This window comes from Allobosea sp. GW821-FHT10B12 (assembly GCF_059415545.1).
In genome coordinates this window covers 91,591-111,964 of record NZ_JBWKNL010000006.1, presented here as the reverse complement: position 1 = coordinate 111,964, position 20,374 = coordinate 91,591, and the positions used below count along the sequence as shown (strand labels likewise).

Annotated in this window: 21 protein-coding genes and 1 tRNA gene; 11 read left to right on the top strand and 11 right to left on the bottom strand. The window is 66.9% G+C overall.

Features of this window, described 5'->3' with window-relative positions; translation table 11 throughout:
* Positions 1 to 36 precede the first annotated feature (36 nt).
* From AC07O0_RS20630 to maiA, 7 genes are all read left to right on the top strand, one after another.
* Positions 37 to 837, top strand: coding sequence for an ABC transporter permease (locus tag AC07O0_RS20630; protein ID WP_494625559.1), 801 nt, complete (start codon positions 37 to 39; stop codon positions 835 to 837).
* The gene (locus tag AC07O0_RS20625; protein ID WP_494625558.1) at positions 837 to 1,889 is read left to right on the top strand and encodes an ABC transporter ATP-binding protein; all 1,053 of its coding nucleotides are present in this window, start codon (positions 837 to 839) and stop codon (positions 1,887 to 1,889) included. Before AC07O0_RS20630 ends, AC07O0_RS20625 begins: the two co-directional genes overlap by 1 nt.
* 34 nt (positions 1,890 to 1,923) lie before the next feature.
* Entirely contained in the window at positions 1,924 to 2,982 is a 1,059-nt protein-coding gene (locus AC07O0_RS20620; protein WP_494625557.1) for an ABC transporter substrate-binding protein, read from the top strand.
* A complete protein-coding gene (locus AC07O0_RS20615; RefSeq protein WP_494625556.1) occupies positions 2,979 to 3,848 on the top strand; it encodes an ABC transporter permease in 870 nt (289 codons plus the stop codon). Before AC07O0_RS20620 ends, AC07O0_RS20615 begins: the two co-directional genes overlap by 4 nt.
* 80 nt (positions 3,849 to 3,928) lie before the next feature.
* Positions 3,929 to 4,117, top strand: a complete 189-nt coding sequence (locus AC07O0_RS20610) for a twin transmembrane helix small protein (RefSeq protein ID WP_129157491.1) — start codon at positions 3,929 to 3,931, stop codon at positions 4,115 to 4,117.
* Positions 4,118 to 4,216: 99 nt separating this feature from the next.
* Positions 4,217 to 4,822: an acyloxyacyl hydrolase gene (locus AC07O0_RS20605; RefSeq protein ID WP_494625555.1), complete on the top strand. Its 606-nt coding sequence runs from the start codon at positions 4,217 to 4,219 to the stop codon at positions 4,820 to 4,822.
* 40 nt (positions 4,823 to 4,862) lie between these two features.
* Positions 4,863 to 5,495: a maleylacetoacetate isomerase gene (maiA, locus tag AC07O0_RS20600; RefSeq protein ID WP_494625554.1), complete on the top strand. Its 633-nt coding sequence runs from the start codon at positions 4,863 to 4,865 to the stop codon at positions 5,493 to 5,495.
* Positions 5,496 to 5,501: 6 nt separating this feature from the next.
* Here maiA and AC07O0_RS20595 read toward each other — a convergent pair whose 3' ends face one another.
* Positions 5,502 to 5,753 carry a hypothetical protein gene (locus AC07O0_RS20595; RefSeq protein WP_494625861.1) on the bottom strand — a complete coding sequence of 84 codons (252 nt, stop codon included), beginning with the start codon at positions 5,751 to 5,753 and terminating at the stop codon, positions 5,502 to 5,504.
* Positions 5,754 to 5,866: 113 nt separating this feature from the next.
* Complete coding sequence (gene bla / locus AC07O0_RS20590) at positions 5,867 to 6,736, bottom strand: class A beta-lactamase (RefSeq protein WP_494625553.1); 870 nt, start codon at positions 6,734 to 6,736, stop codon at positions 5,867 to 5,869.
* Between the two features lie 184 nt (positions 6,737 to 6,920).
* On the opposite strand from bla, the gene AC07O0_RS20585 reads away from it, so the two are divergent.
* A complete protein-coding gene (locus AC07O0_RS20585; RefSeq protein ID WP_494625552.1) occupies positions 6,921 to 7,811 on the top strand; it encodes a LysR substrate-binding domain-containing protein in 891 nt (296 codons plus the stop codon).
* An 18-nt stretch (positions 7,812 to 7,829) separates the two neighbouring features.
* Here AC07O0_RS20585 and AC07O0_RS20580 read toward each other — a convergent pair whose 3' ends face one another.
* The 6 genes from AC07O0_RS20580 to AC07O0_RS20555 form a co-directional block, all read right to left on the bottom strand.
* Positions 7,830 to 8,687, bottom strand: coding sequence for a hydroxymethylglutaryl-CoA lyase (locus AC07O0_RS20580; RefSeq protein WP_494625551.1), 858 nt, complete (start codon positions 8,685 to 8,687; stop codon positions 7,830 to 7,832).
* Position 8,688: 1 nt separating this feature from the next.
* Positions 8,689 to 9,399 (bottom strand): ABC transporter ATP-binding protein, encoded by a 711-nt coding sequence (locus tag AC07O0_RS20575; protein WP_494625550.1) that lies wholly within the window; start codon positions 9,397 to 9,399, stop codon positions 8,689 to 8,691.
* Positions 9,396 to 11,189: a branched-chain amino acid ABC transporter ATP-binding protein/permease gene (locus AC07O0_RS20570; protein WP_494625549.1), complete on the bottom strand. Its 1,794-nt coding sequence runs from the start codon at positions 11,187 to 11,189 to the stop codon at positions 9,396 to 9,398. The genes AC07O0_RS20575 and AC07O0_RS20570 overlap by 4 nt, the downstream gene beginning before the upstream one ends.
* The gene (locus tag AC07O0_RS20565) at positions 11,189 to 12,106 is read right to left on the bottom strand and encodes a branched-chain amino acid ABC transporter permease (RefSeq protein ID WP_494625548.1); all 918 of its coding nucleotides are present in this window, start codon (positions 12,104 to 12,106) and stop codon (positions 11,189 to 11,191) included. The genes AC07O0_RS20570 and AC07O0_RS20565 overlap by 1 nt, the downstream gene beginning before the upstream one ends.
* A 156-nt stretch (positions 12,107 to 12,262) precedes the next feature.
* Positions 12,263 to 13,465 (bottom strand): ABC transporter substrate-binding protein, encoded by a 1,203-nt coding sequence (locus tag AC07O0_RS20560; RefSeq protein ID WP_494625547.1) that lies wholly within the window; start codon positions 13,463 to 13,465, stop codon positions 12,263 to 12,265.
* A 72-nt stretch (positions 13,466 to 13,537) separates the two neighbouring features.
* Positions 13,538 to 14,857: a hydroxymethylglutaryl-CoA reductase, degradative gene (locus AC07O0_RS20555; RefSeq protein ID WP_494625860.1), complete on the bottom strand. Its 1,320-nt coding sequence runs from the start codon at positions 14,855 to 14,857 to the stop codon at positions 13,538 to 13,540.
* 161 nt (positions 14,858 to 15,018) lie between these two features.
* On the opposite strand from AC07O0_RS20555, the gene AC07O0_RS20550 reads away from it, so the two are divergent.
* A complete protein-coding gene (locus AC07O0_RS20550; RefSeq protein WP_494625546.1) occupies positions 15,019 to 16,428 on the top strand; it encodes an aminotransferase-like domain-containing protein in 1,410 nt (469 codons plus the stop codon).
* 84 nt (positions 16,429 to 16,512) lie between these two features.
* On the opposite strand, the gene AC07O0_RS20545 is transcribed toward AC07O0_RS20550, so the two are convergent.
* Positions 16,513 to 16,587 (bottom strand) — tRNA-Val (locus AC07O0_RS20545).
* A 123-nt stretch (positions 16,588 to 16,710) separates the two neighbouring features.
* Positions 16,711 to 17,070: a cell cycle two-component system response regulator CpdR gene (cpdR, locus tag AC07O0_RS20540; RefSeq protein ID WP_038363805.1), complete on the bottom strand. Its 360-nt coding sequence runs from the start codon at positions 17,068 to 17,070 to the stop codon at positions 16,711 to 16,713.
* Positions 17,071 to 17,360: 290 nt separating this feature from the next.
* Here cpdR and AC07O0_RS20535 point away from each other — a divergent pair, with 290 nt between their 5' ends.
* Positions 17,361 to 18,281, top strand: coding sequence for an N-formylglutamate amidohydrolase (locus AC07O0_RS20535; protein WP_494625545.1), 921 nt, complete (start codon positions 17,361 to 17,363; stop codon positions 18,279 to 18,281).
* Between the two features lie 343 nt (positions 18,282 to 18,624).
* Positions 18,625 to 19,407 (top strand): histidinol-phosphatase, encoded by a 783-nt coding sequence (gene hisN / locus AC07O0_RS20530; protein ID WP_494625544.1) that lies wholly within the window; start codon positions 18,625 to 18,627, stop codon positions 19,405 to 19,407.
* On the opposite strand, the gene AC07O0_RS20525 is transcribed toward hisN, so the two are convergent.
* On the bottom strand, positions 19,312 to 20,367 hold the full coding sequence (locus AC07O0_RS20525) for an alpha/beta fold hydrolase (protein ID WP_494625543.1): 1,056 nt from the start codon (positions 20,365 to 20,367) through the stop codon (positions 19,312 to 19,314). The genes hisN and AC07O0_RS20525 overlap by 96 nt on opposite strands.
* Positions 20,368 to 20,374 lie beyond the last annotated feature (7 nt).

Below are 20,374 nucleotides of genomic sequence, written 5' to 3'. Positions count from 1 at the left end.
AGCGATGACGGGGGCAGCGATTTGAGCGCCGCGCGGTTGAGCCTGGGACGCATCGCGCTGAACGGCGCGGCCACGCTTTCGCTCGGCTTCATCCTGATGCCACTCTTCTTCGTGGTCTGGCTCGCCTTCTTCCGCCAGGAGATCCCCTCCTTCCCGCCGGAGGGCTATTCGCTGAAATGGTTCCAGGCGGCGGCAAACAACAAGCCCTTCGTCGACGGCTTCATCCTCAGCCTGCAGGTCGGCGTGCTCGCGACCCTGATCGGGCTCGTGCTCGGCGTACCCGCCAGCCTTGCCCTGATGCGCCATCGCATCGCCTTGGGGCCAGCCATCAACACGCTCCTGCTGTTGCCGCTGGTGATGCCCGGCATCGTGCTCGGCACCTCGCTCTACGTCTTCCAGATCGAGACCGAGATCGCCACCGGCCTGCCGGTGCTGGGTTCAGCTGGCGGTCTCGTCGCCGCTCATAGCCTCGTCGTCATCCCCTGGGTAGTGAAGCTGGTGACCGCGAGCCTCGCTGGTTTCGACCGCACCATCGAGGAGGCCGCGCAAAATCTCGGCGCCGGCCCCTGGACGACCTTTCGGCGCGTTACCTTGCCGAGCATCCGGCCGGGCCTCGTCGCCGGCTCGCTCTTCGGTTTCGTCACCTCCTTCGGCAATCTGGAGATGAGCCTGTTCCTGGTCGGGCCCGGCCGCACCACGTTGCCGATCGCGATCCTGCAATATCTCGAATGGAAGATCGATCCGACGGTTGCGGCCGCCTCGGTCATCCAGATCGCCCTGATCGGAGCGGCGATGATCGTCACCGACCGTTACGTCAAATTGAGCCGGGTGGTCTGATGGCCAGATTGTCGATCGACCACCTGCGCAAGGTCTATGGCGAGTTCACCGCCGTCGACGATTGCAGCATCGATATCGCCGAGGGCGAGTTCCTCGTCCTGCTCGGCCCCTCCGGCTGCGGCAAGACCACGACCTTGCGCATGGTCGCCGGCTTCATCCAGCCGACGGCAGGCAAGATCACCATCGGCGAGCGCGACGTCACCAACTTGCCGCCCTGGAAGCGCAATTGCGGCCTGGTCTTCCAGTCCTACGCGCTCTTCCCGCATATGACGGTCGCCGAGAACGTCGCCTTCGGCCTGGAGATGCGCAAGATCGCGCCGGCCGATCGCGCCCCACGCGTCACCGAAGCCTTGCGGCTCGTGCGCCTGACCGGCCTGGACGAGCGCTATCCGCGCCAGCTCTCCGGAGGCCAGCAGCAGCGCGTCGCGCTCGCCCGGGCGCTGGCCACGGAGCCCGACGTCCTCCTGCTCGACGAGCCGCTCTCCAATCTCGACGCCAAATTGCGCCAGGAAGTCCGCGTCGAGATCCGCGACCTCCAGCGCAAGCTCGGCCTGACCACGATCATGGTCACGCACGACCAGGAGGAGGCCCTCACCATGGCCGACCGGCTGGTGGTGATGGAGAAGGGCAAGGTCCGCCAGATCGGCACGCAGCGCGAGCTCTACGAGAGACCGGCCGACCGCTTCGTCGCCGGCTTCATCGGTCGCAGCGCCTTCCTCGACGGCGAGGCGACGGGCGGGCGTTTCCGCAGCGGCGGCGGCCTCGACATCACCTGCAAGGCGGCAGCAGCAGGGCCGGCGACGCTGGCACTGCGGCCGGAGCGTCTTGCGATCGGTGCGGAGGCGGAGAGCTGCGCCAACCGCTTCCCGGCAAGGGTCGAGCACGTCTCCTATCTCGGCGCGCTGCTCGACATCGACGTCCGGCTGACCGAGCAGGACCGCATTCTGCTGCAGGTGCCCAACCGCCCCGGCGCGGCCGAACCAAAGCCGGGCGACGTGATCACGATAGGCTGGGCCGAAGACGCCGGGCTCGTCTATCCGCGCGAGCTTTAGGCTGGCTCGAAAGGCGTCCAACAGGGGAACGAACATGAAAAAGATCGACAGACGCGATGTCCTGAAAGGCCTGGCCGTTGGCGCCGGCGCCGCAGTCGCCATGCCGGCGCTCGGCGGGCGCGCGCAGGCGCAATCGGCCGGCAAAGTCGTGGTCGGCACCTGGGGTGGCGACTATGCCCGCCTGCTGACCAAGAACATCGAGGACCCGCTGCTCAAGCCCAAGGGCCTCGAAGTGGTGCAGGACCAGGCCGGCGATGCGCCGCGCCGCGCCAAGATGGTAGCCGAACGCCGCCTGCCGCGCGGCACGGTCGACATTCAGGGCTTCTCGGCCGCCAACATGTTCGAGATGAACGAGGCCGGCGTCGCCGAGACGCTCGACTACTCCAAGATCCCGAACGCCAAGAACCTGCTGCCGACGATGAAGTACCCGTACGGCATCGGGCACATCTATTCCGGCAACGTCGTCATCTACAATCCCAAGCTGATCAGCCCGGCCCCAGTCGGCTTCAAGGACTGGCTCAACCCGCAATGGGGCAACAAGATCGGCTTCATCGACATCCAGTACCAGGCGATCATGATCGCCGCCTCGATGGCCGCCACCGGCGGCGCGAGCATGAATGATATGGACAAGGCCAAGGAGGTTCTCCTCGCGGTCAAGAAGGCCGGTGCGCGCGTCTACCCGACCAACGAGGCCTTCGCCCAGGCGATGAAGAACGAAGAGGTCGGCATCAGCGCGATCTGGAAGGCGCGTGTGGTGCAGTGGCAGAACGCCGGCATTCCCTGCGAGGCGGTCTCGCCGGTCGAGGGCATCCCGGCTTATGTCTCGGGCTTCGTCATCGCCAAGAACGCCCCGAACAAGGACAACGCCTACGCCTATATGAACGCCATGCTCGCCAAGGAGCCGCAGGAGGCCTTTGCCGTCGACATGGGCTATAACGGCACGGTCTCCGGCCTCTCCGTCGCGCCCGACCTGCAGAAGCGCATCGGCTTCACGCCCGAGGAGGAGAAGCGCATCAAGGATCTCGACTACGCCTTCCTCGCCAAGAACGACTCGGCGATGAAGGAGTGGTGGGACAAGGTGTTCAAGGGGTGAGCATCGCCCCCGAACCAGTCGCGGGTGCCCGCACCAGCCTCGCCGGGATGCTCGTCGTCCCGGCGACGATCTTCGTCGCGATCGGGCTGATCGGCCCGATCGCGATCCTGTTTCGCTATTCGCTCAATCAGTTCATTCCTGGCCAGTTCATGGTCGACGGGCTGACGATCGAGAACTACGTCAAGTTCTTCACCGACGGCTTCTATCTCAACGTGCTCTGGCGCACGGTCCGCGTCGCGGTGGTCTGCACCATCGTCTGCCTGATCATGGGCTTCCCGCTCGCCTATGTGCTGGCGCGTACCGAGAGCCGCTTCAAGAATCTCCTGATCATGCTGGTGGTGCTGCCGCTCTTCGTCGGCAATGCCGTACGCGCCGCCGGCTGGATGACCGCCTTCGGCAGCAAGGGCGCGCTCAACGCCTCGCTGATGGGCCTTGGCCTGATCGACCAGCCGCTCGAGATCATGTTCACCGAGACCGCCGTGATCATCGGCATCATCGCGGTCAACCTGCCCTTCATGGTGCTGACGCTGCAGAGCGTGATCGAGGGCATCAACCGCAATGTCGAGGAAGCCGCCTTCAGCCTCGGCGCCGGCCCGGCGGCAATGTTCGCCCGCGTGCTCTGGCCGCTCGCCATGCCCGGCATCCTCGCCGGCACGATCCTGACCTTCATCCTGGCGATGAACGCCTACGCCACGCCGGTCCTGCTCGGCGGCCCGAAATTCCAGACCATGGGCCCGCTGGTCTACGGCCAGTTCGCCCAACAGAACAACTGGCCCTTTGGCGGCGCGATCTCCTTCATCCTGATGACGGCCACGCTGCTGCTCACCATCGCCGCCAACCTGGTCGTGCAGCGGCGCTATCGCTAGGCCGAACTTATCCCGCGCTGTGGCGCTTCGCCGCCACGGTCGTGCTGGTCAAGCGCCGTAGCGAGGATTAAACCACGGCAATGAACGTCTCCTCCGCCCTCGTTCCGATCGCTGTCGGCGCCGTCGCCGTCGTGCTGCTGCTCGGCCTAGTCAACATGCTGCGCGGTGGCAGTGCCAACACCTCGCAGAGGCTGATGCGGCTGCGCGTGGTGCTGCAGTTCATTGCGATCCTGGTGATCCTCGGCGTGCTCTGGTGGCGTGCCGGCTGATCATTCTCCGGTGCGCAAGGGCGACATCGTCACATTGCGGCCACCACTCTCTGCGCTTTTTCAACCTTTAAAACCTCCGTCGAAACCCACCCGTCCACCATGGTTCGCGTCGCGTCGCTGTTCGTAGCTCTCTCGGTCCTCTCCGCGCCCGCCCTGGCGCAGAGCGACCGCGGCGGCAATCGCGCGCTCGGCTATGCGCCGGCGGCGGAAGCACCGGCTCCTGCCTGGGAGGCGCGCTTCGGCCTCGGCGCCGCCAATCCTGGCGGTCGCGAGAGCGGGCTTCTGAACCTCGGCGGCGAGATCCTGACGCCGCGTGTCGCCACGCTGAACGACCGCCTCGCCAACGCTTTCATGCCGCGCTTCCACCTCGGCTCCAGCTTGAACGTCAACGGCACGCAATACGCCTATGCCGGCGCGACCTGGACCTTCGACGTCTCACAATCCGTCTTCGTCGAAGCGAGCCTCGGCGCCGCCCTCAATAACGGCAAGACCGGTGCCGTCATCCCCGAGAACCGCCTGAATGTCGGCTGCAACACCGGTGCCCGCGGCGCGGCCGCGCTCGGTTTCCGCCTCAGCGACCGCTGGAGCCTGATCGCGACGCTGGAGCATTTCAGCACCACCGGCTGCTCCGATAACCCAGTTGCCAATGCCGGCAATCCGCGCGGCCCCTCGAATTTCGGCGCACGCCTCGGCTATACCTTCTGAAGCCGGTCGCTTTGAGCCGGCCTTGATGGGAGGCGGCATCATGAAGCTGCACGGCTATTTCCGCAGTTCGGCCGCCTGGCGCGTGCGCATCGCGCTCAATCTCAAGGGCGTCAACGTCGAGCACGTCTCGCACCATCTGCGCCATGGCGAGCAGCGCGATCCTGCCTATCTCGTGCTCAACCCGCAGGGGCTGGTGCCGACGCTGGAGCTCGACGACGGCACGGTACTGACCCAGTCGCTCGCCATGATCGAATGGCTCGAGGAGATGCATCCCGAACCGGCGCTGCTCCCGAACCGGCCGATCGAGCGCGCCAAAGTCCGCGCCTTCGCTCAGGCGATCGCCTGCGACACCCACCCTGTGCAGAACCTCAAGGTGCTGAACCGGCTGCGCGAGCTCGGGCACGATGGCGACACCGCGCTGGCCTGGGCGGCCAACATCAATATCGATGGGCTCTCCGCCTGCGAGCAGCTCGCGGCCGACAATCCGGGCCCGTTCTGCTTCGGCGCGCAGCCCAGCCTCGCCGACATCTGCCTGGTGCCGCAGCTCGGCAATGCCCGGCGCTTCAAGGTCGACGTGGCGCAGTTCCCGCGCCTGCTCCGGGCCGAGGCGGCGGCTATGGAGCTTCCCGCTTTTCGCAATGCCACGCCCGATCGTCAGGCCGATGCGGAATAGCGGCTCTCACCAGCGCCGATAAGGCCACGGCCCCCAATACGGCCCGTAGAAGCCGGACCCTTCCAGCCGCGCCCGCCGCGAGGCCGAGCGGTCGAGATCGACCTCCATCAGACAGTTGGCGAAGCTTTCCGCTCCTGGCCGGAAGCCATAGGAGCGGCAACGCGCTTCATCGGCTGTGCGCTGCTCGGCGGCGGTCATGCAGCCGCCAAGAGCGGCTGCCAGCCCCAATGCGATGAGCCATCTTGCACGCATCGTCAGATCCTCCAGGCCATGCAGACACATCGAGCATCATGCCATGAAAGCAGCGGTTTGACGTCATTTTTCAAAACCGGCTGACGGACATCTGCCGTTTCGGAGGGTTTTTCTGCAGTTCAGAGCGAGGTCGCCAGCCGCCCGACTTCCGCGAGCACGGCTTCGCGTTCCGGGAAGGACCCGCGCGACTCGCTATAATAGGCCGCGACGATCAGCGGCGCCCGTCCGGGCGGCCAGATTACACCGACATCATTGGTGGCGTTGTTGTTGCCGGTTCCGGTCTTCTCGCCGATGCGCCAGCCCTTCGGCACACCGGCCCGCAGGCGCTTGTCGCCGGTCTTGTTGGCGACGAGCCAGGCGGTCAATTGCTGGCGCGAGACCGGCGACAGCGCTCCGCCGAGCACAATCTGGCGCAGCACGCCGGCCATCGCGACCGGCGTCGTCGTGTCACGCGGATCGCCGGGCCTCGCCTCGTTGAGCTCCGGTTCGCGCCGGTCGAGCCGCGAAGCCTCGTCGCCGAGCGAACGCATATAGTCCGTCAGCCCTTTCGGCCCACCGAAGGAATCGAGCAACAGATTGCCAGCCGTGTTGTCGCTCAGCGTGACCGCCGCATCGCAGAGTTCGGCCATGGTCAGGCCCTTCTCGACATGCTTCTCGGTCACCGGCGAATAGGTGATCAGATCAGCCTTGCTGTAGCTTACGCGCCGTTCGAGCTCCTCCTCGCCGCGGTCGACCCGCGCCAGCACGCAGGCCGCGGCGACGAATTTGAACGTGCTGCACATGGCGAAGCGCTCTTCGCCGCGATGGGCGATGACATGTCCGCTGCCGCTGTCGAGGATGGCGACGCCGAGCCGCCCGCCATGCTTGCGGTCCAGTGCGAACAGCGCCTCACGCACCTCCTCCTCGCGTCCTTGGGCGAAGGCGGACAGGCCGCCCAGCATGGGCGCGGCCATCAGGGAGCCGATCAGCAGCTCACGGCGTCGGATCATCGGTTGTCTCCATGCGAAAGCCAGCGCGCACGAGCGGATGCGGCGCGGGAGGCGGAAATCAGTTCTGGTGAGGACGCCGCGTTCCACGCAGCGGGGCGGTGCCCACCACCGTTCTCGTCGCGGGCTTGCCCAATCGCAAACGATGATATCTCTACGGAGCCATTAGATTTCCTAAGGCCCGACCATGCTCCGTCCGCATCTGCCACTGAACGCGCTGCGCGCCTTCGAGGCCTCGGCCCGCCATCTCAGCTTCACGCGTGCCGCGATCGAGCTCTGCGTCACCCAGGCAGCGATCAGCCATCAGGTGAAGGGGCTGGAGGAACGCCTCGGCGTCGAGCTCTTCCGCCGCCTGCCACGCGGCCTTGCGTTGACGGATGAAGGCCGCGGCCTGCTGCCGACGCTGCGCGAGAGCTTCGACCGGATCGCCGGACTGCTCGAGCGCTTCGAGACCGGGCGGCCGGTCGAGGTTCTGAATGTCGGCGCAGTCGGCACTTTCGCGCTCGGCTGGCTGCTGCCGCGCCTGGCCGGCTTCCGCCAGGCCCATCCGGAGATCGATCTACGCCTTACCACCAACAACAACCGCGTCGATCTCGCTGCCGAGGGGCTCGACTACGCCCTGCGCTTCGGTGGCGGTGCCTGGCACGGCACGGCGGCGCTGCGCCTGTTCGAGGCGCCGATGACGCCGGTCTGCGCACCTGCGACAGCCGGTGTTCTCTGCCAGCCGGCCGATCTCTCGGAGCAGCTCCTGTTGCGTTCCTATCGCGCCGACGAATGGAAGCTGTGGAGCGAGGCAGCCGGGATCGAGCCCCTGCAGGCACGCGGGCCGGTCTTCGACAGCTCGATCGCCCTGGCCGAGGTTGCGGCCGCTGGCGAGGGCATCGCGCTCGTGCCTGCGCTGTTGTTCACGCGCTATTTCGAAGCCGGCCGGCTGGTCCGGCCTTTCCCGATCGAGGTCTCGCTCGGCAGCTATTGGCTCACCTGGCTGCAATCACGCTCGCTGACGCCGGCCATGCTGGCCTTCCGCGACTGGACGGTTGAGGAGAGTCGCGCCTCGACCATACCGGGCGCGAGCTGACCGGGCCTGGAACGGCGTTCACGCTCGATCAATGCGCCTGGCGATTCCTTCTGCGGCCCTGCGCAGGCTAGCGAGATCGATCCCGGTCGCGATGCCTTTGGCCTCGAAATGCGCGACAAGCCGCTCCGTCGCGAGATTGCCGGCTGCGCCGGGCGCATAGGGACAGCCGCCAAGACCACCGACAGAGCCGTCGAAAACGCGCAGGCCCAGCTCCCAGGCCGCCGCGACATTGGCGACGGCGCGACCCGATGTGTCGTGGAAATGCCCGGCCAGCATCGTCGCCGGCGCCCGCCGCAACGCTGCCGCGACCATCGCCGCCGTCCGTTCCGGCGTGCCGCGGCCGAGCGTGTCAGACAGGGCGATCTCGCTGCAGCCGAGCGCCAGCAGCTCGGCCGTGACCGTTGCGACCGCCTCGGGAGCGATCTCCCCTTCATAGGGGCAGTCGAGCGCGCAGGAGACATAGCCGCGCACCGGCACGCCGGCACGCGCTGCCAGCACCATCACCGGCCGGAAGCGCTCGATGCTCTCCGCGACCGAGCAGTTGGTGTTCTTCCGGCAGAAGCTTTCGGACGCCGCGGTGAACACGGCGAGCGCCTGGGCACCGGCGGCGAACGCGGCCTCGGCGCCTTTCTCATTGGGGACCAGGGCGGAATAGGTCACGCCGGGCCGCCGATCGACGCCGCGCATCACCGCCTCGTGGTCGGCCATTTGCGGCACCCAGCGCGGCGAGACGAAGGCCGTCGCCTCGATCCGGGACAGGCCGGCATCGGCGAGCTTGCCGATCAGCGCGAGCTTGTCCGCGGTGGCGATCTCGGCCTTCTCGTTCTGCAGGCCGTCGCGCGGGCCAACCTCGACGATGGTGACGCTGTCAGCCATCTCAGGCACCGAGGTAGGCCGAGCGGACGCGCTCGTCGCGCAGCAGCTCGGCGCCGGTGCCTTCGAGCGTGATCATGCCGGTCTCGATGACATAGGCGCGGTCGGCGATGGCGAGCGCCTGGTTGGCCATCTGCTCGACCAGCAGGATCGTCATGCCCTCTTGGCGCAGCCGGCGGATCACCGAGAACACCTCCCGCACGATCAGGGGGGCAAGGCCGAGCGAGGGTTCGTCAAGCAGGAGAAGTTTCGGGCGCGCCATCAAGGCGCGCGCGATCGCCAGCATCTGCTGCTCGCCGCCCGAGAGCGTGCCGGCAAGCTGGTCCTGCCGCTCAGCGAGACGCGGGAAGACGGCGAAATAGCGCGCGATATCGCTGGCGATGCCATCCTCGTCGCGGCGTGCATACGCACCGAGCACGAGATTGTCGCGCACGCTCTGATCGCCGAAGACGAGGCGCCCTTCCGGCGAATGGCCGATGCCGAGGCGGACGCAGTCATGCCCCCGGATGCCGGTGATGTCGTTGCCCTCGAAGCGGATCGTGCCGTTGGCGACCTTCACCAGCCCGCCGATCGCGCGCATCAGCGTCGACTTGCCGGCGCCGTTGCCGCCGATCAGCGTGACGACCTCGCCTTGCCCGACCTGCAGCGAGATGCCCTTCAGCGCCTCGACCGCACCATAGCGGACCTTGAGCCCTTCGATCGCGAGCATGGTCATGCGGCGTCTCCGGTCAGGGCGGCTTCGTCATCGGCGCCGAGATAGGCCGCGATGACCTTCGGGTTCTGCCGGATCGCCTCAGGGCGCCCCTCGGCGATCAGCGCGCCATAATCGAGCACCAGCACATGCTGCGAGATGCCCATGACCAGGTCCATATGGTGCTCGATCAGCAGCACGGTGACGCCGGCCTGCTGGATGCGGCGGATGACCTCGCCGAGCTCATGCGTCTCCTGCGGGTTCAAGCCTGCCGCCGGCTCGTCGAGCAGCAGCAGCTTGGGTTTCGAGGCGAGGGCGCGGGCGATCTCGAGCCGCCGCTGCAGGCCGTAGGGAAGACTCTTTGCCGGCTCATTGGTGCGCTCGCTGAGGCCGAGATCGCTGAGCAGCGCCAGCGCATCTGCCCGGGCCGTGGCCTCCGCCTGGCGGCTCGATGGCAGGCCGAGCAATGAAGCGGCAAACCCGGTCTCGATATGGCGGTGGGCGCCAAGCAGGACGTTGTCGAGCGCCGAGAGTTCGCCGAACAGCTTGAGGTTCTGGAAGGTGCGGGCGATGCCGAGCGCGGCGACGCGGTGCGCCGGCCAGCCGGCGATCTCCTCTTCCTCGAAGCGGATCGAACCGCTGCCCGGCGCGACGTGGCCGGAGAGCAGGTTGAGCAGCGTCGTCTTGCCGGCGCCGTTCGGGCCGATCAGCGCATGGACCTTGCCGGCGCTGATCGTGAAGGAGACGTTGCGGACCGGCACGATGCCGCCATAGGCCTTGTAGAGATCCTTGACGACGAGGATCTCGCCGCCGGCCGCCGCCGCTGACTTCGCCGACAGGACGCTGTCGCCGGGCATGTTGGGCGCCGCCGCCTTGCGCTGCCGCCAGCGTGCGGCGAGGCCGGAGACCGCCCCAGCAATCCCGTTCGGCATCAGATAGAGCGAGAACAACAAGAGCGCGCCATAGGTGAAGTGCTGCAGGGCCGGCCAGCGCGCCAGCCAGGCGTCGAGCAGGGTCAGGATCACCGCGCCGAAGAGCGGCCCGTAGAGCGAACCCGAGCCGCCGAAGATCACCACGACCAGCAGGAAGATCGACAGGTTGAAGGTGATGAAGTCGGAGTTGAAATACTGGTTCTGCTGCGCGACGACGGCGCCGGCGAGCGCACAGGTCACCGCCGAGATCACGAAGGCGAGCGTCTTGGCTCGCACCACGGAGATGCCGACCGATTGCGCCGCCGGCTCGGCCATCTGCACGGCGAGGAAAGCACGGCCATAACGGCCGGCGAGCAGCGAGCGCAGCGTCAGATGGGTGGCGATGCAGAGCGCGCCGACGAACCAGACCCAGTGCAGGTTGGTGAAGCTGACGCCGGCTATGGATGGCGCGCTGATGCCGTAGAAGCCGGCCTGGCCCTTGAAGATGTCAGTCCATTCCGTGACGATCTTCTCGACGACGATGCCGAAGCCGATCGTCACCATGGCAAGGCTGGGGCCCGAGACGCGCACCGAGGGCATGGCGATGACGAGGCCGAAGACCGCGCCGAAGCCGCAGGCCAGCAGCAGCGAGAGCCAGGGCGAGAGGCCCCATTCGATGTTGGCGATCGCAGCCGTATAGGCGCCCACGGCGAAGAGCCCGGCATGGCCCAGCGATTTCTGGCCGGCATAGCCGACGAGCACGTTGAGTCCGGCCGCGGCGAGATAGTTCACTCCGATCGTGAACAGGATCTGCAGGTAGAAATCGTTGAAGCCGAACAGGGGCACGAGCGCGAGCGCTACCGCCAGCGCCGCCAGCCCGATGGCATGGGCGAACGCCGGCATCAGATTTTCTCCACGCTGCGCGCGCCCATCAGACCGCTCGGGCGGACGACGAGGACGATGATGATCAGCAGGAAGATGGTGATCTCGCGCATCTCGGCGCGCCAGAGCCCGACCAGCGCCTCGACGATCCCCAGCAGGAAGCCGCCGAGCATGCAGCCGCGCGGACTGGTCAGGCCGCCGACGATCGCGGCCGAGAAGGCCTTCAGCGCGATGCCGAGGCCGATGAAGACGGACGCCGTGGTGATCGGCGCGATCAGGATGCCGGCGAGCCCGGCGAGCGCCGAGGAGATGACGAAGGCAAGGATGACGATCGTCTCGACATTGATGCCGACGATCGCGGCCGCCTGCGGGTTGAAGGCGACGGCGCGCAATGCCTTGCCGAAGCGGGTCTTGCGCAGGACGATGTCGAGCCCGACCATGACGGCGACCGCGACGACGGCGATCAGCACCTCCTGCGGCCGGATGCCGGCGCCTGCGATGCGCCAGACATCGCTGCCGAGCGGCGAGGGCACCGCGATCGAGGCCGGGCCCCAGATCGCCAGCGCGGTGTTCTGCATGATGATGCCGAAGCCGATCGTGCTCAGCACCCAGTTGAGGCCGCCGGCGCCGACGAAGGGCTTGATCGCGCAATAGTAGAGCGCGATGCCGATCGCGCCGACCACGACGACGCTGGCCACCGTCGCCAGCACATAGGCCGTCATCGTCATCTCGGCCTGGGTGAGGTTGCCGAAATGCGGCTTGCCCGCCGCCAGCAGCAAGAGTGAAACGCCGACCAGGCTGCCGGGAACGAGAAAGGCGCCCTGGCCGAAATTGAAGGTCTTGGTCGTGGCGTAGGTGATGTTGAAGCCGAGCGCGATCAGCCCGTAGATCGCGCCCAGCGCCAGACCGCTGGCCAGAGCCTGAAGGAATGCCGTCATCGTCTCTCCGTTATGACGAGCCAAGCCGTTCCAGCTTCGTCATGCTCGCCCTTGTGGCGAGCATCCACGTCTTGAACACCGCTCTCGATCGATCAAGCGAAGACGTGGATGGTCGGCACGAGGCCGACCATGACGGGATGAGTTCGATGAGGGCGCTCAGCGCTTCAGGTCGGCCGCCGTCAGGCCCTTGACCACCGGGTCGTCGAGCTTGACGACACGGCCATCCTTCCACTGCGCCAGGTGGAAGTCGGCGACGCCGAGCGCCTCGTGCTGCTCCTTGCTGAAGGGCTTCTCGTATTTCTTGATGATGCCCTGCACGGCGCCGAGGTTCTCGAGCGCAGCCTGCAGCTTCGGGCCGTCCGTGCCGTCGGCCTGCTTGATCGCGGCGGCGATCAGCATCACCGCGTCATAGCCCTGCGCGGCCGAGACGAAGGCCGGCATGTTCGGATGCTTGGCGACGAGGCGCTTGTGCAGCGCCGCGGCCCGGTCGCTGGCGTCTTCCGTGGTCGAGGCTGCGAAGACGGTCTTCTCGGCGAGCTTGGGCCCGGCGATGTTGACCAGCGGCGTGTTGATCGAGCCCCAGGTCGAGAGCAGGCCGGGGTAATAGTCCATCTTCTCCATGCTCTTCAGTACCTGCGCGGTCGCGTCCGCCAGCGAGCCGGTGATGATCATGTCGGCGCCGGCCGCCTTCAGCTTGGCGAGCTGCGAGGTCATGTCGGTGTCCTTCGGCCCGAACTTCTCGATGCCGACCGGCTTGATGCCGTGCAGGGTCAGGATCTCCTGCAGATCCTTGGTCGCGGCCTGGCCGTAGCCGGTGGTATCGGCGATGATCGCGACGTTCTTGGTCTTCGAGGCCTTGACCGCATAGGCGGCGAGCAGAGCGAGCTGCTCGCGGTCGACCATCGAGACGCGGAAGATGTAGTTCTGCGGCTCCTTGGCGTAGCGGGCGGTGATGTCGGTCGCGGTCGCGACATGCGAGATCACCGGCACCTTCTTCTGCTGCGGGATATGCAGCCAGGCGAGCGCATTGCCGGAATTGGTCGGGCCGACCACGGCGGCGACCTTCTCGTTGTCGATCAGCTCGTTCATGTTCTGGATCGACTTCGGCGGCGCGCCGGCATCGTCTCTGACGACGCCGACGACCTTGCGGCCGAGCACGCCGCCCTGCGCGTTGAGGTCGTCGATCGCCGCCTGGAAGCCGTAGAGACCGGAGAGGCCGAGCTCGGCTGCGCCCGAAGCCGACTGGTCGGCATTGTAGCCGATCTTGATCTCGTTCTGCGCGTAGGCCGGCAGCGACAATGCCATGCCGGCCGAGACCAGCAGGGCACCGAGCGTGCGGCGGGTGATGCGATTATCCATGAACGTTCCTCCGGTTGTCGTCCGCTTGCTGCGGTTCTGTGGCGAGTGCTGAACGAAAGATGAAGCGCGGGCTCAGCCCTTACGCCGCTCGGCGAGGAGCTCGCGTGCCCGGTCGACGCGGACGTCGTGGGTGCGGGCGAGTTCGGCGGCGATCGCCTCGACCTCGGCGCCTTCCGCGCCGGCGACGATGGCGATGTTGCGGGCGTGCAGCGCCATATGGCCGCGCTGGATGCCTTCCGTCGCGAGTGCCCGCAGCGCCGCCATGTTCTGGGCGAGGCCGACTGCGACGGTGACCTCGGCCAGCTCCTGCGCGCTGGTGACGCCGAGCAGACGCAGCGCCCATTGCGCCAGCGGATGGGTCTTGGTTGCGCCGCCGACCAGGCCGAGCGCCATCGGCATCTCGATCGAGCCGACGAGATTGCCGTCGCGATCCTCCTCCCAGCTCGTCAGCGAGGTGTAGCGCCCGCCGCGCGCGGCATAGGCATGGGCGCCGGCCTCGATCGCGCGCCAGTCATTGCCGGTCGCGACCACCACGGGGTCGATGCCGTTCATGATGCCCTTGTTGTGGGTGGTGGCGCGATAGGGGTCGATCGCAGCGAAGGTGTAGGCGTCGAGCATGCCGTCGATCATGCGCCGGCCGGAGAATTCCTTGGTCGCCAGCGCCGCCTCGGGAATTGTCACGGTCGCCCGCGCCAGCCGGAGATCGGCAAGGTTCGAGAGAATGCGCAGGCGCACCGTGCCGCCGGTGATGCGCTCGACGATCGGCGCCACCGTCTCGGCCATGGTGTTGACGGTGTTGGCACCCATCGCGTCGCGGACGTCGACGAGCAGGTGCATCACCACGATCGGCCCGCGCGGCGTCTGCGGGAAAACATGGACCTCGATGCCCTGGCAGCCGCCGCCGAGCGAGATCAGCACCTTGTCCCGAGCATTGGCGGCAGCGACGATCTCGCTTTGCGCCGCCAGCAGCTTGTGACGCGCGCCTTCCGGATCGCTGAGCCCGAGCAGCTGGACCTGGGCCCGCATGATCGGCCGGTCGCTCGAGGTGCGGAACCCGCCGGTGCCGCGGGCGATCCGTGCCATATAGGAGGCGGCGGCGACGACGGAGGGCTCCTCCACCGCCATCGGGATCAGATAATCCTTGCCGTTGACGGTGAAATTGGTGGCGATGCCGAGCGGCAGTTCGAAGGTGCCGACGACATTCTCGATCATGCCGTTGGCGAGGGTGAGCGGCAGCCCGCCCGGCTGCGCCAGCAAGGTGCGGTCGGCATCGGACAGCCCGGCCGCCGCGACGGCCTGCGACAGCCGCTCGGCACAGCTCAGATTGCGGTAGTTCTCGATGCGCGAGTTCACCTCGCGTCCGGCGGCGCTGTGCGCCTCGGCCGTCACCATGTCGTGTCCTCCCCAGCCGGGGTTTTTGCTGCGCCATGCGATCGGCATCGGCGCTTCTTCGGTTGACAAGCTCGGACAATCGCCGGAGAGCGGCAAGGCACAATTTCTGCAATGTCCCATTCTCTGTACCAGTGAATTGACTGGTACAGATGCGAGGCTCGATGGACGAGCAGGCCGACAGCAACCGCACCGGCGCGATCGTCGCCCGGATCAGCCGGATGATCGACGAAGGGCTGCTCCAGCCCGGCCGGCGCATGGCCTCGCTGCGGCTGGCAGCCGGCGAATACGGCGTCTCCAAGAACACCATGGTCGAGGTCTACGACCGGCTCGTCGCCAGCGGCCGGCTCGAAGCCCGCCGCGGTGCCGGCTTCTATGTCCGCTCACCGGGACAGCGGCCGAGCGAGGCACCGCCGCCGCATATGAGCGAGGCGATCGACATCGTCTCGCTGCTGCGCGAGCAGCTCTGCCAGGTTCATCCCGTCCGCGTCGGCGATGGTCGCCCGCCCCGGTCCTGGATGGAGGATTCCGAGCTTGGTCGGCACCTGCGCGTCCGCAGCGGCAAGGGCGACCTGCCGATCGAGCACGGCTATGGCGATCCGGTCGGCTACGCGCCGTTGCGTACGCAGATCGGGCTGATGCTGGCCGAGCGCTCGATTCAGGTCTCACCGGCGCAGATCCTGATGACCTTCGGCGCCAACCACGCGCTCGACCTGATCATTCGCCAGCTGCTCCAGCCCGGCGATACCGTCCTGGTCGACAGCCCCGGCTACTATCCGCTCTTCGGCAAGCTGAAGCTGGCCCGCATCGAGATGGCCGGCGTGAGGCGCTTGGCCGACGGGCCGGATCTCGACGATCTCGCCGCCCAGATCGCGCGGCACCGGCCGAAGGTGTTCTTCACCCAGTCGCTGGCGCACAATCCGACCGGCGGCTCGATCGCCCTGCCGATCGCCCATCGCCTGCTGCAGCTCGCCGCCCAGCACGATCTCATCATCGTCGAGGACGATCCTTTCGCCGACGTGATGCCGGCGAGCGCGCCGCGGCTCGCCGCGCTCGACCAGCTCGAGCAGGTGATCTATCTCGGCACCTTCTCGAAGACGCTCTCGGCCAGTCTGCGCATCGGCTACATCGCGGCCAGCCCGGCCCTCGCCCGCTCGCTCGGCGACATGAAGATGCTGACCGTGGTCAACTCCTCCGGCTATCTGGAGCGGCTGGTCAGCGACCTGATCGCCAGCGGCCAGTACCGCCATCATCTCAAGCGCCTGAGGGAGCGAATCGGCAAGGCGACCCGCAGCGCCTTCGCCGGGCTGGAGCGCCTCGGCCTGCCGATCTTCGCCCGGCAAGGTGGCGGCTACTATCTCTGGGTCGGGTTGCCGCCGGGCCTGGACGACCTCGCGCTGGCGCGCCGCGCCTCGGAGCAGGGCATCTTCATCGCGCCCGGCACGGTCTTCATGCCCGAACGACATCAGCCCGAAGGCGATGACCGAGTAGCCGGCATGCGGGTCAACGTCGCCTATGCCGATGATCCCGCCTTCATGGCCTTCCTCCAGGCCGAGCTGGACAACACCAAATAGCGCTCGGAAGGCAGACGGCCGGAATGCAGCGCTAAAAAGAAAGACCCGCCGAAGCGGGTCTTTCAATCTTCATTACGAAGAAAATGGTGGGCGCGACAGGGATCGAACCTGTGACCCCTACGATGTCAACGTAGTGCTCTCCCGCTGAGCTACGCGCCCGTTTCGCCCGAAGGCGTCCGGAACGACACCGGCCCGAGGGCGGCATCGCTGCGAGGTGGAGGGGCTATAGCGGAGGCGTGCACGCCTTGCAAGGCGCTTAATCGGCTTCCTTGCAGGAAACCGTCACGCCGCCAGCAGCTTCTCGACCTCATTGACCAGCTCACGCAGATGGAAGGGCTTCGACAGCACCTTGGCGTCCTTCGGCGTCTGCGAATCCGGATTGAGTGCCACCGCCGCAAACCCGGTGATGAACATCACCTTGATGTCGGGATCGAGCTCGGTGGCGCGGCGCGCCAACTCGATGCCGTCCATCTCCGGCATGACGATATCGGTCAGGAGCAGTTCGAACGGCTCCTCCCGCAACCGGTTGTAGGCAGATAGTCCGTTGTCGAACGAGGCGACGTCATAGCCTGCATTCTGCAGCGCCTTCACCAGGAAGCGGCGCATATCGTTGTCGTCTTCGGCCAGGAGAATCTTCGTCATGGCGCCTTGCTTCGTCCGTGATGTTGCGCCGAGCCCACGCCACCCCGCCCCGTCAGGCTGGAAGCCGATCAGCTCGCCTCGTCGTCCCTCGTACCGGGTGGCCGTCCCTGCCATTCCGGGCGTCGCCGGTCCAGCCCGGCGCAGGCGAACTCAGCGCTCGCACACACCCAGATGGATCAGCCAGTTCTATTTGGCGACATTACGGTAAACAACCAGTGAAGGCGCATCGCTTCTCTGACGATAGGTCATCCCCTTCAACCGGCCGCCGCTTTGTGCTTGAGTTCGCAGACATGACGCTGCCAGTTGGATTCTCTTTTCCCCATCCGGACGACGTGATCGCCGAGATCGAACGGCCGTTCACGCTCCATCAACCCGCGCTGCAGGTCGTCCCCGTCATCGTCGACGTGCCCCATGCCGGTCGGCGCTATCCGCGCGCCTTCGTCGAAGGCTCGCGCCTGCCGCTCAGGGCGCTGCGCCGGTCCGAGGATGCCTATGTCGACCTGCTCTTCTCGCAGGCGGTGGCGCTCGGCGCACCCCTGCTCGTCGCCGAGTTCCCGCGCGCTTTTCTCGACGCCAACCGCGAGCCTTACGAGCTCGACCCGCGCATGTTCGACGGCCGCCTGCCCGGCTTCGCCAACACCCGCTCGCTGCGCGTCGCCGGCGGGCTCGGCACGATCCCGCGCATTGTGGGCGAGGCCTATGAGATCTATTCGGGCCGCATCCCGGTCGAGCACGCGCTGGCGCGGATCGAAGGGCTCTACCGGCCCTATCATGCCGGCCTGCGCCATCTGGTGAACCGGACGCAGGCCAGCTTCGGCAGCTGCATCCTCGTCGATGCCCATTCCATGCCCTCGACCGGGCTCGACCGCGACGGCATCGCCAAGGCCGACATCATCCTCGGCGATCGCTTCGGGACCAGCGCCGCGAGCTTCGTCGTCGACGCCGCAGAGGAGGCGTTCACGCGGGCGGGACTCACCGTGACCCGCAACCGCCCCTATGCCGGCGGCTTCATCACCGAGCATTACGGCGCGCCCGGCTCGGGCGTGCATGCGCTGCAGATCGAGGTCAGCCGCGGCCTCTACATGAACGAGGCGACGCTCGAGCCGAGCAGCGGCTTTGCCGCCCTTCAGCGAGTGATCAGCGCGGCCATGGCCGAATGCTTCGCACGCTGGAGCGGCTGGAGCGACGATTGGCGCCAGGCGGCGGAGTAAGCCCCTTCAAATGCCAGCGCTGCCCTGTCATCCCAAAAGAAAAAGGGCCGCGCACTTTCGTGGCGGCCCGAAGTCTAGGGAGGAAACGCCCAAGGAGGGCAACGAAGGTTTGAAGCGATCTCCCCTTCGCAGTGCACAATAGCTCATTGCGCTGCAAAAAAGCAAGCTATTGCGGCGAATTTGATATGCGTTGCACGCATGCCTGGATCGCATATCTGACTCACTCAGGCTGATTTCGCAGCTCCGAATTGGCTGCCCCGAGCGCGCGTATCGAGAGTGCTTGTCTTCCCCGCCGCTGCACAGCATGAAGGCGGCACCCGGACGAACGCCGAAGGAACCCTGGATGAGCGCGGTCGATTTCACGGAATTCGTCGCCCGGCTGGCGACCCTGTCGGGCCAGGCGATCCTGCCCTTCTTCCGCGCCCGGCACACGACCGAGGACAAATCCGGCGGCGGCGTCTTCGATCCCGTCACGGAGGGTGATCGCGCCGGCGAGGACGTGATGCGCAACCTGATCAAGCGCACCTTCCCAGCCCATGGCATCCTCGGCGAGGAGTTCGGCTCCGAGAATGCCGACGCCGATTATGTCTGGGTGCTCGACCCGATCGACGGCACCCGTGCCTTCATCTCCGGCATTCCGGTCTGGGGCACACTGATCGGGCTGACCCGCAAGGGCGTGCCGGTCTACGGGATGATGAACCAGCCCTTCACCGGCGAGCGCTATTCAGGCGACGGTCGCAAGGCTCGTTACGAAGGGCCGAACGGGCCGCGCACGCTGCACACGCGCCAGGTGACTGATCTCGCCGAGGCGACGCTGATGACCACCAGCCCGCACCTCTTCGTGGACGGGCAAAAGGCAGCATACCAGCGCGTCGAGAGCGCCGTGCGCATGGCTCGCTATGGCTGCGATTGCTACGCCTATTGCATGCTCGCCGCCGGCCATATCGATCTCGTCATCGAGAGCGGGCTGAAGCCCTACGATATCGTCGCGCTGATCCCGATCATCGAGGGCGCCGGCGGCATCGTTACGTCATGGGACGGCGGCAGCGCCGCCCAGGGCGGCACCATCCTCGCCGCCGGCAACAAGACCATGCACCAGGCCGCTCTCGCTCTGCTCAACGGCTGAGACGGACGCGGTCAGCTCCTCGCCAGGAATGAAGGCGTCAAAGGCCGCCCAGAACTGCGCCCGGATCGCGTCGCTCTCCATCAGGATCTCGTGGCGCGCCGTCGGCAGCACCAGAGCCGAGCCGGTCTTCAGCCGTGCCGCGAAGCGCTCGATCGCCGGTGTCGACACGACGGGATCCTGCCCGGCGGCGACGATCAGGGTCGGCACTCTGACTTCAAGCGGCGCGCGCGGCTGCGCCAGCCGGTCCATCAACTGAAAAGCTGCATGGATCCAGCCGACGCTGGGGTCGCCGATGGCGAGTTCGCGCGCCGCCGCCGACAGCGCGGCATTGCGGGCATAGCGAACCGGATCCGAACTCAGCCGATTGCCCTCGAACGGCTTGGTGCCGATCGCGGTGTCGCCGCCGCCGGGCACGAAGGCCTTGCCGAAGCCGAGCCAGTACAGCACCCGCGCCAGCCAGCGCGCCCCGCGCGGATTCTCGATCATGCTGATGCCGAGCATCGGCGCGATCGCGACCAGCCGCGCCACCGGCAGCGCCTCGCGCCTTGCGGCATCGAGGCAGATTGCCGCGCCCATCGAATGCGCCAGCACGAAATGGGGCGCGGGAAAGCGTTCCTCCATCTGCGTCATGACCAGAGCAAGGTCGCGCTCATAATGCACGAGCCGGCCGACATGCCCCTTGCGCTGCCGGCCGATGAAACGCTGCGAGCCGCCCTGCCCGCGCCAGTCGAAGGTCAGGACATGGAAGCCGCGCCGGCGCAATTCGGCGATCGTCTCACTGTAGCGCTCGATGAACTCGGCCCGCCCCTGCGCGATCAGGACCGTGCCCTTCTCCCGCCGCACAGTGGGGCGCCAGCTCGCCAGCCGCAGCCGCGCGCCATCGCTGGTCTCAGCGAACCAGACCTTGCCGTGGCCGGGCACCGGATAATCCGGCTGGTGGAAGAATTCGGCCTCGGTCATCGACGCT

Coding starts and splice junctions, on each gene's coding strand:
- maiA (WP_494625554.1), top strand. CDS start 4,863: ATGAAGCTGCACGGCTATTTCCGCAGTTCGGCCGCCTGGCGCGTGCGC.
- AC07O0_RS20605 (WP_494625555.1), top strand. CDS start 4,217: ATGGTTCGCGTCGCGTCGCTGTTCGTAGCTCTCTCGGTCCTCTCCGCG.
- AC07O0_RS20535 (WP_494625545.1), top strand. CDS start 17,361: ATGACGCTGCCAGTTGGATTCTCTTTTCCCCATCCGGACGACGTGATC.
- AC07O0_RS20625 (WP_494625558.1), top strand. CDS start 837: ATGGCCAGATTGTCGATCGACCACCTGCGCAAGGTCTATGGCGAGTTC.
- AC07O0_RS20575 (WP_494625550.1), bottom strand. CDS start 9,399: ATGACCATGCTCGCGATCGAAGGGCTCAAGGTCCGCTATGGTGCGGTC.
- AC07O0_RS20550 (WP_494625546.1), top strand. CDS start 15,019: ATGGACGAGCAGGCCGACAGCAACCGCACCGGCGCGATCGTCGCCCGG.
- AC07O0_RS20560 (WP_494625547.1), bottom strand. CDS start 13,465: ATGGATAATCGCATCACCCGCCGCACGCTCGGTGCCCTGCTGGTCTCG.
- AC07O0_RS20555 (WP_494625860.1), bottom strand. CDS start 14,857: ATGGTGACGGCCGAGGCGCACAGCGCCGCCGGACGCGAGGTGAACTCG.
- AC07O0_RS20620 (WP_494625557.1), top strand. CDS start 1,924: ATGAAAAAGATCGACAGACGCGATGTCCTGAAAGGCCTGGCCGTTGGC.
- AC07O0_RS20610 (WP_129157491.1), top strand. CDS start 3,929: ATGAACGTCTCCTCCGCCCTCGTTCCGATCGCTGTCGGCGCCGTCGCC.
- hisN (WP_494625544.1), top strand. CDS start 18,625: ATGAGCGCGGTCGATTTCACGGAATTCGTCGCCCGGCTGGCGACCCTG.
- AC07O0_RS20580 (WP_494625551.1), bottom strand. CDS start 8,687: ATGGCTGACAGCGTCACCATCGTCGAGGTTGGCCCGCGCGACGGCCTG.
- AC07O0_RS20565 (WP_494625548.1), bottom strand. CDS start 12,106: ATGACGGCATTCCTTCAGGCTCTGGCCAGCGGTCTGGCGCTGGGCGCG.
- AC07O0_RS20570 (WP_494625549.1), bottom strand. CDS start 11,189: ATGCCGGCGTTCGCCCATGCCATCGGGCTGGCGGCGCTGGCGGTAGCG.
- AC07O0_RS20525 (WP_494625543.1), bottom strand. CDS start 20,367: ATGACCGAGGCCGAATTCTTCCACCAGCCGGATTATCCGGTGCCCGGC.
- cpdR (WP_038363805.1), bottom strand. CDS start 17,070: ATGACGAAGATTCTCCTGGCCGAAGACGACAACGATATGCGCCGCTTC.
- bla (WP_494625553.1), bottom strand. CDS start 6,736: ATGATCCGACGCCGTGAGCTGCTGATCGGCTCCCTGATGGCCGCGCCC.
- AC07O0_RS20585 (WP_494625552.1), top strand. CDS start 6,921: ATGCTCCGTCCGCATCTGCCACTGAACGCGCTGCGCGCCTTCGAGGCC.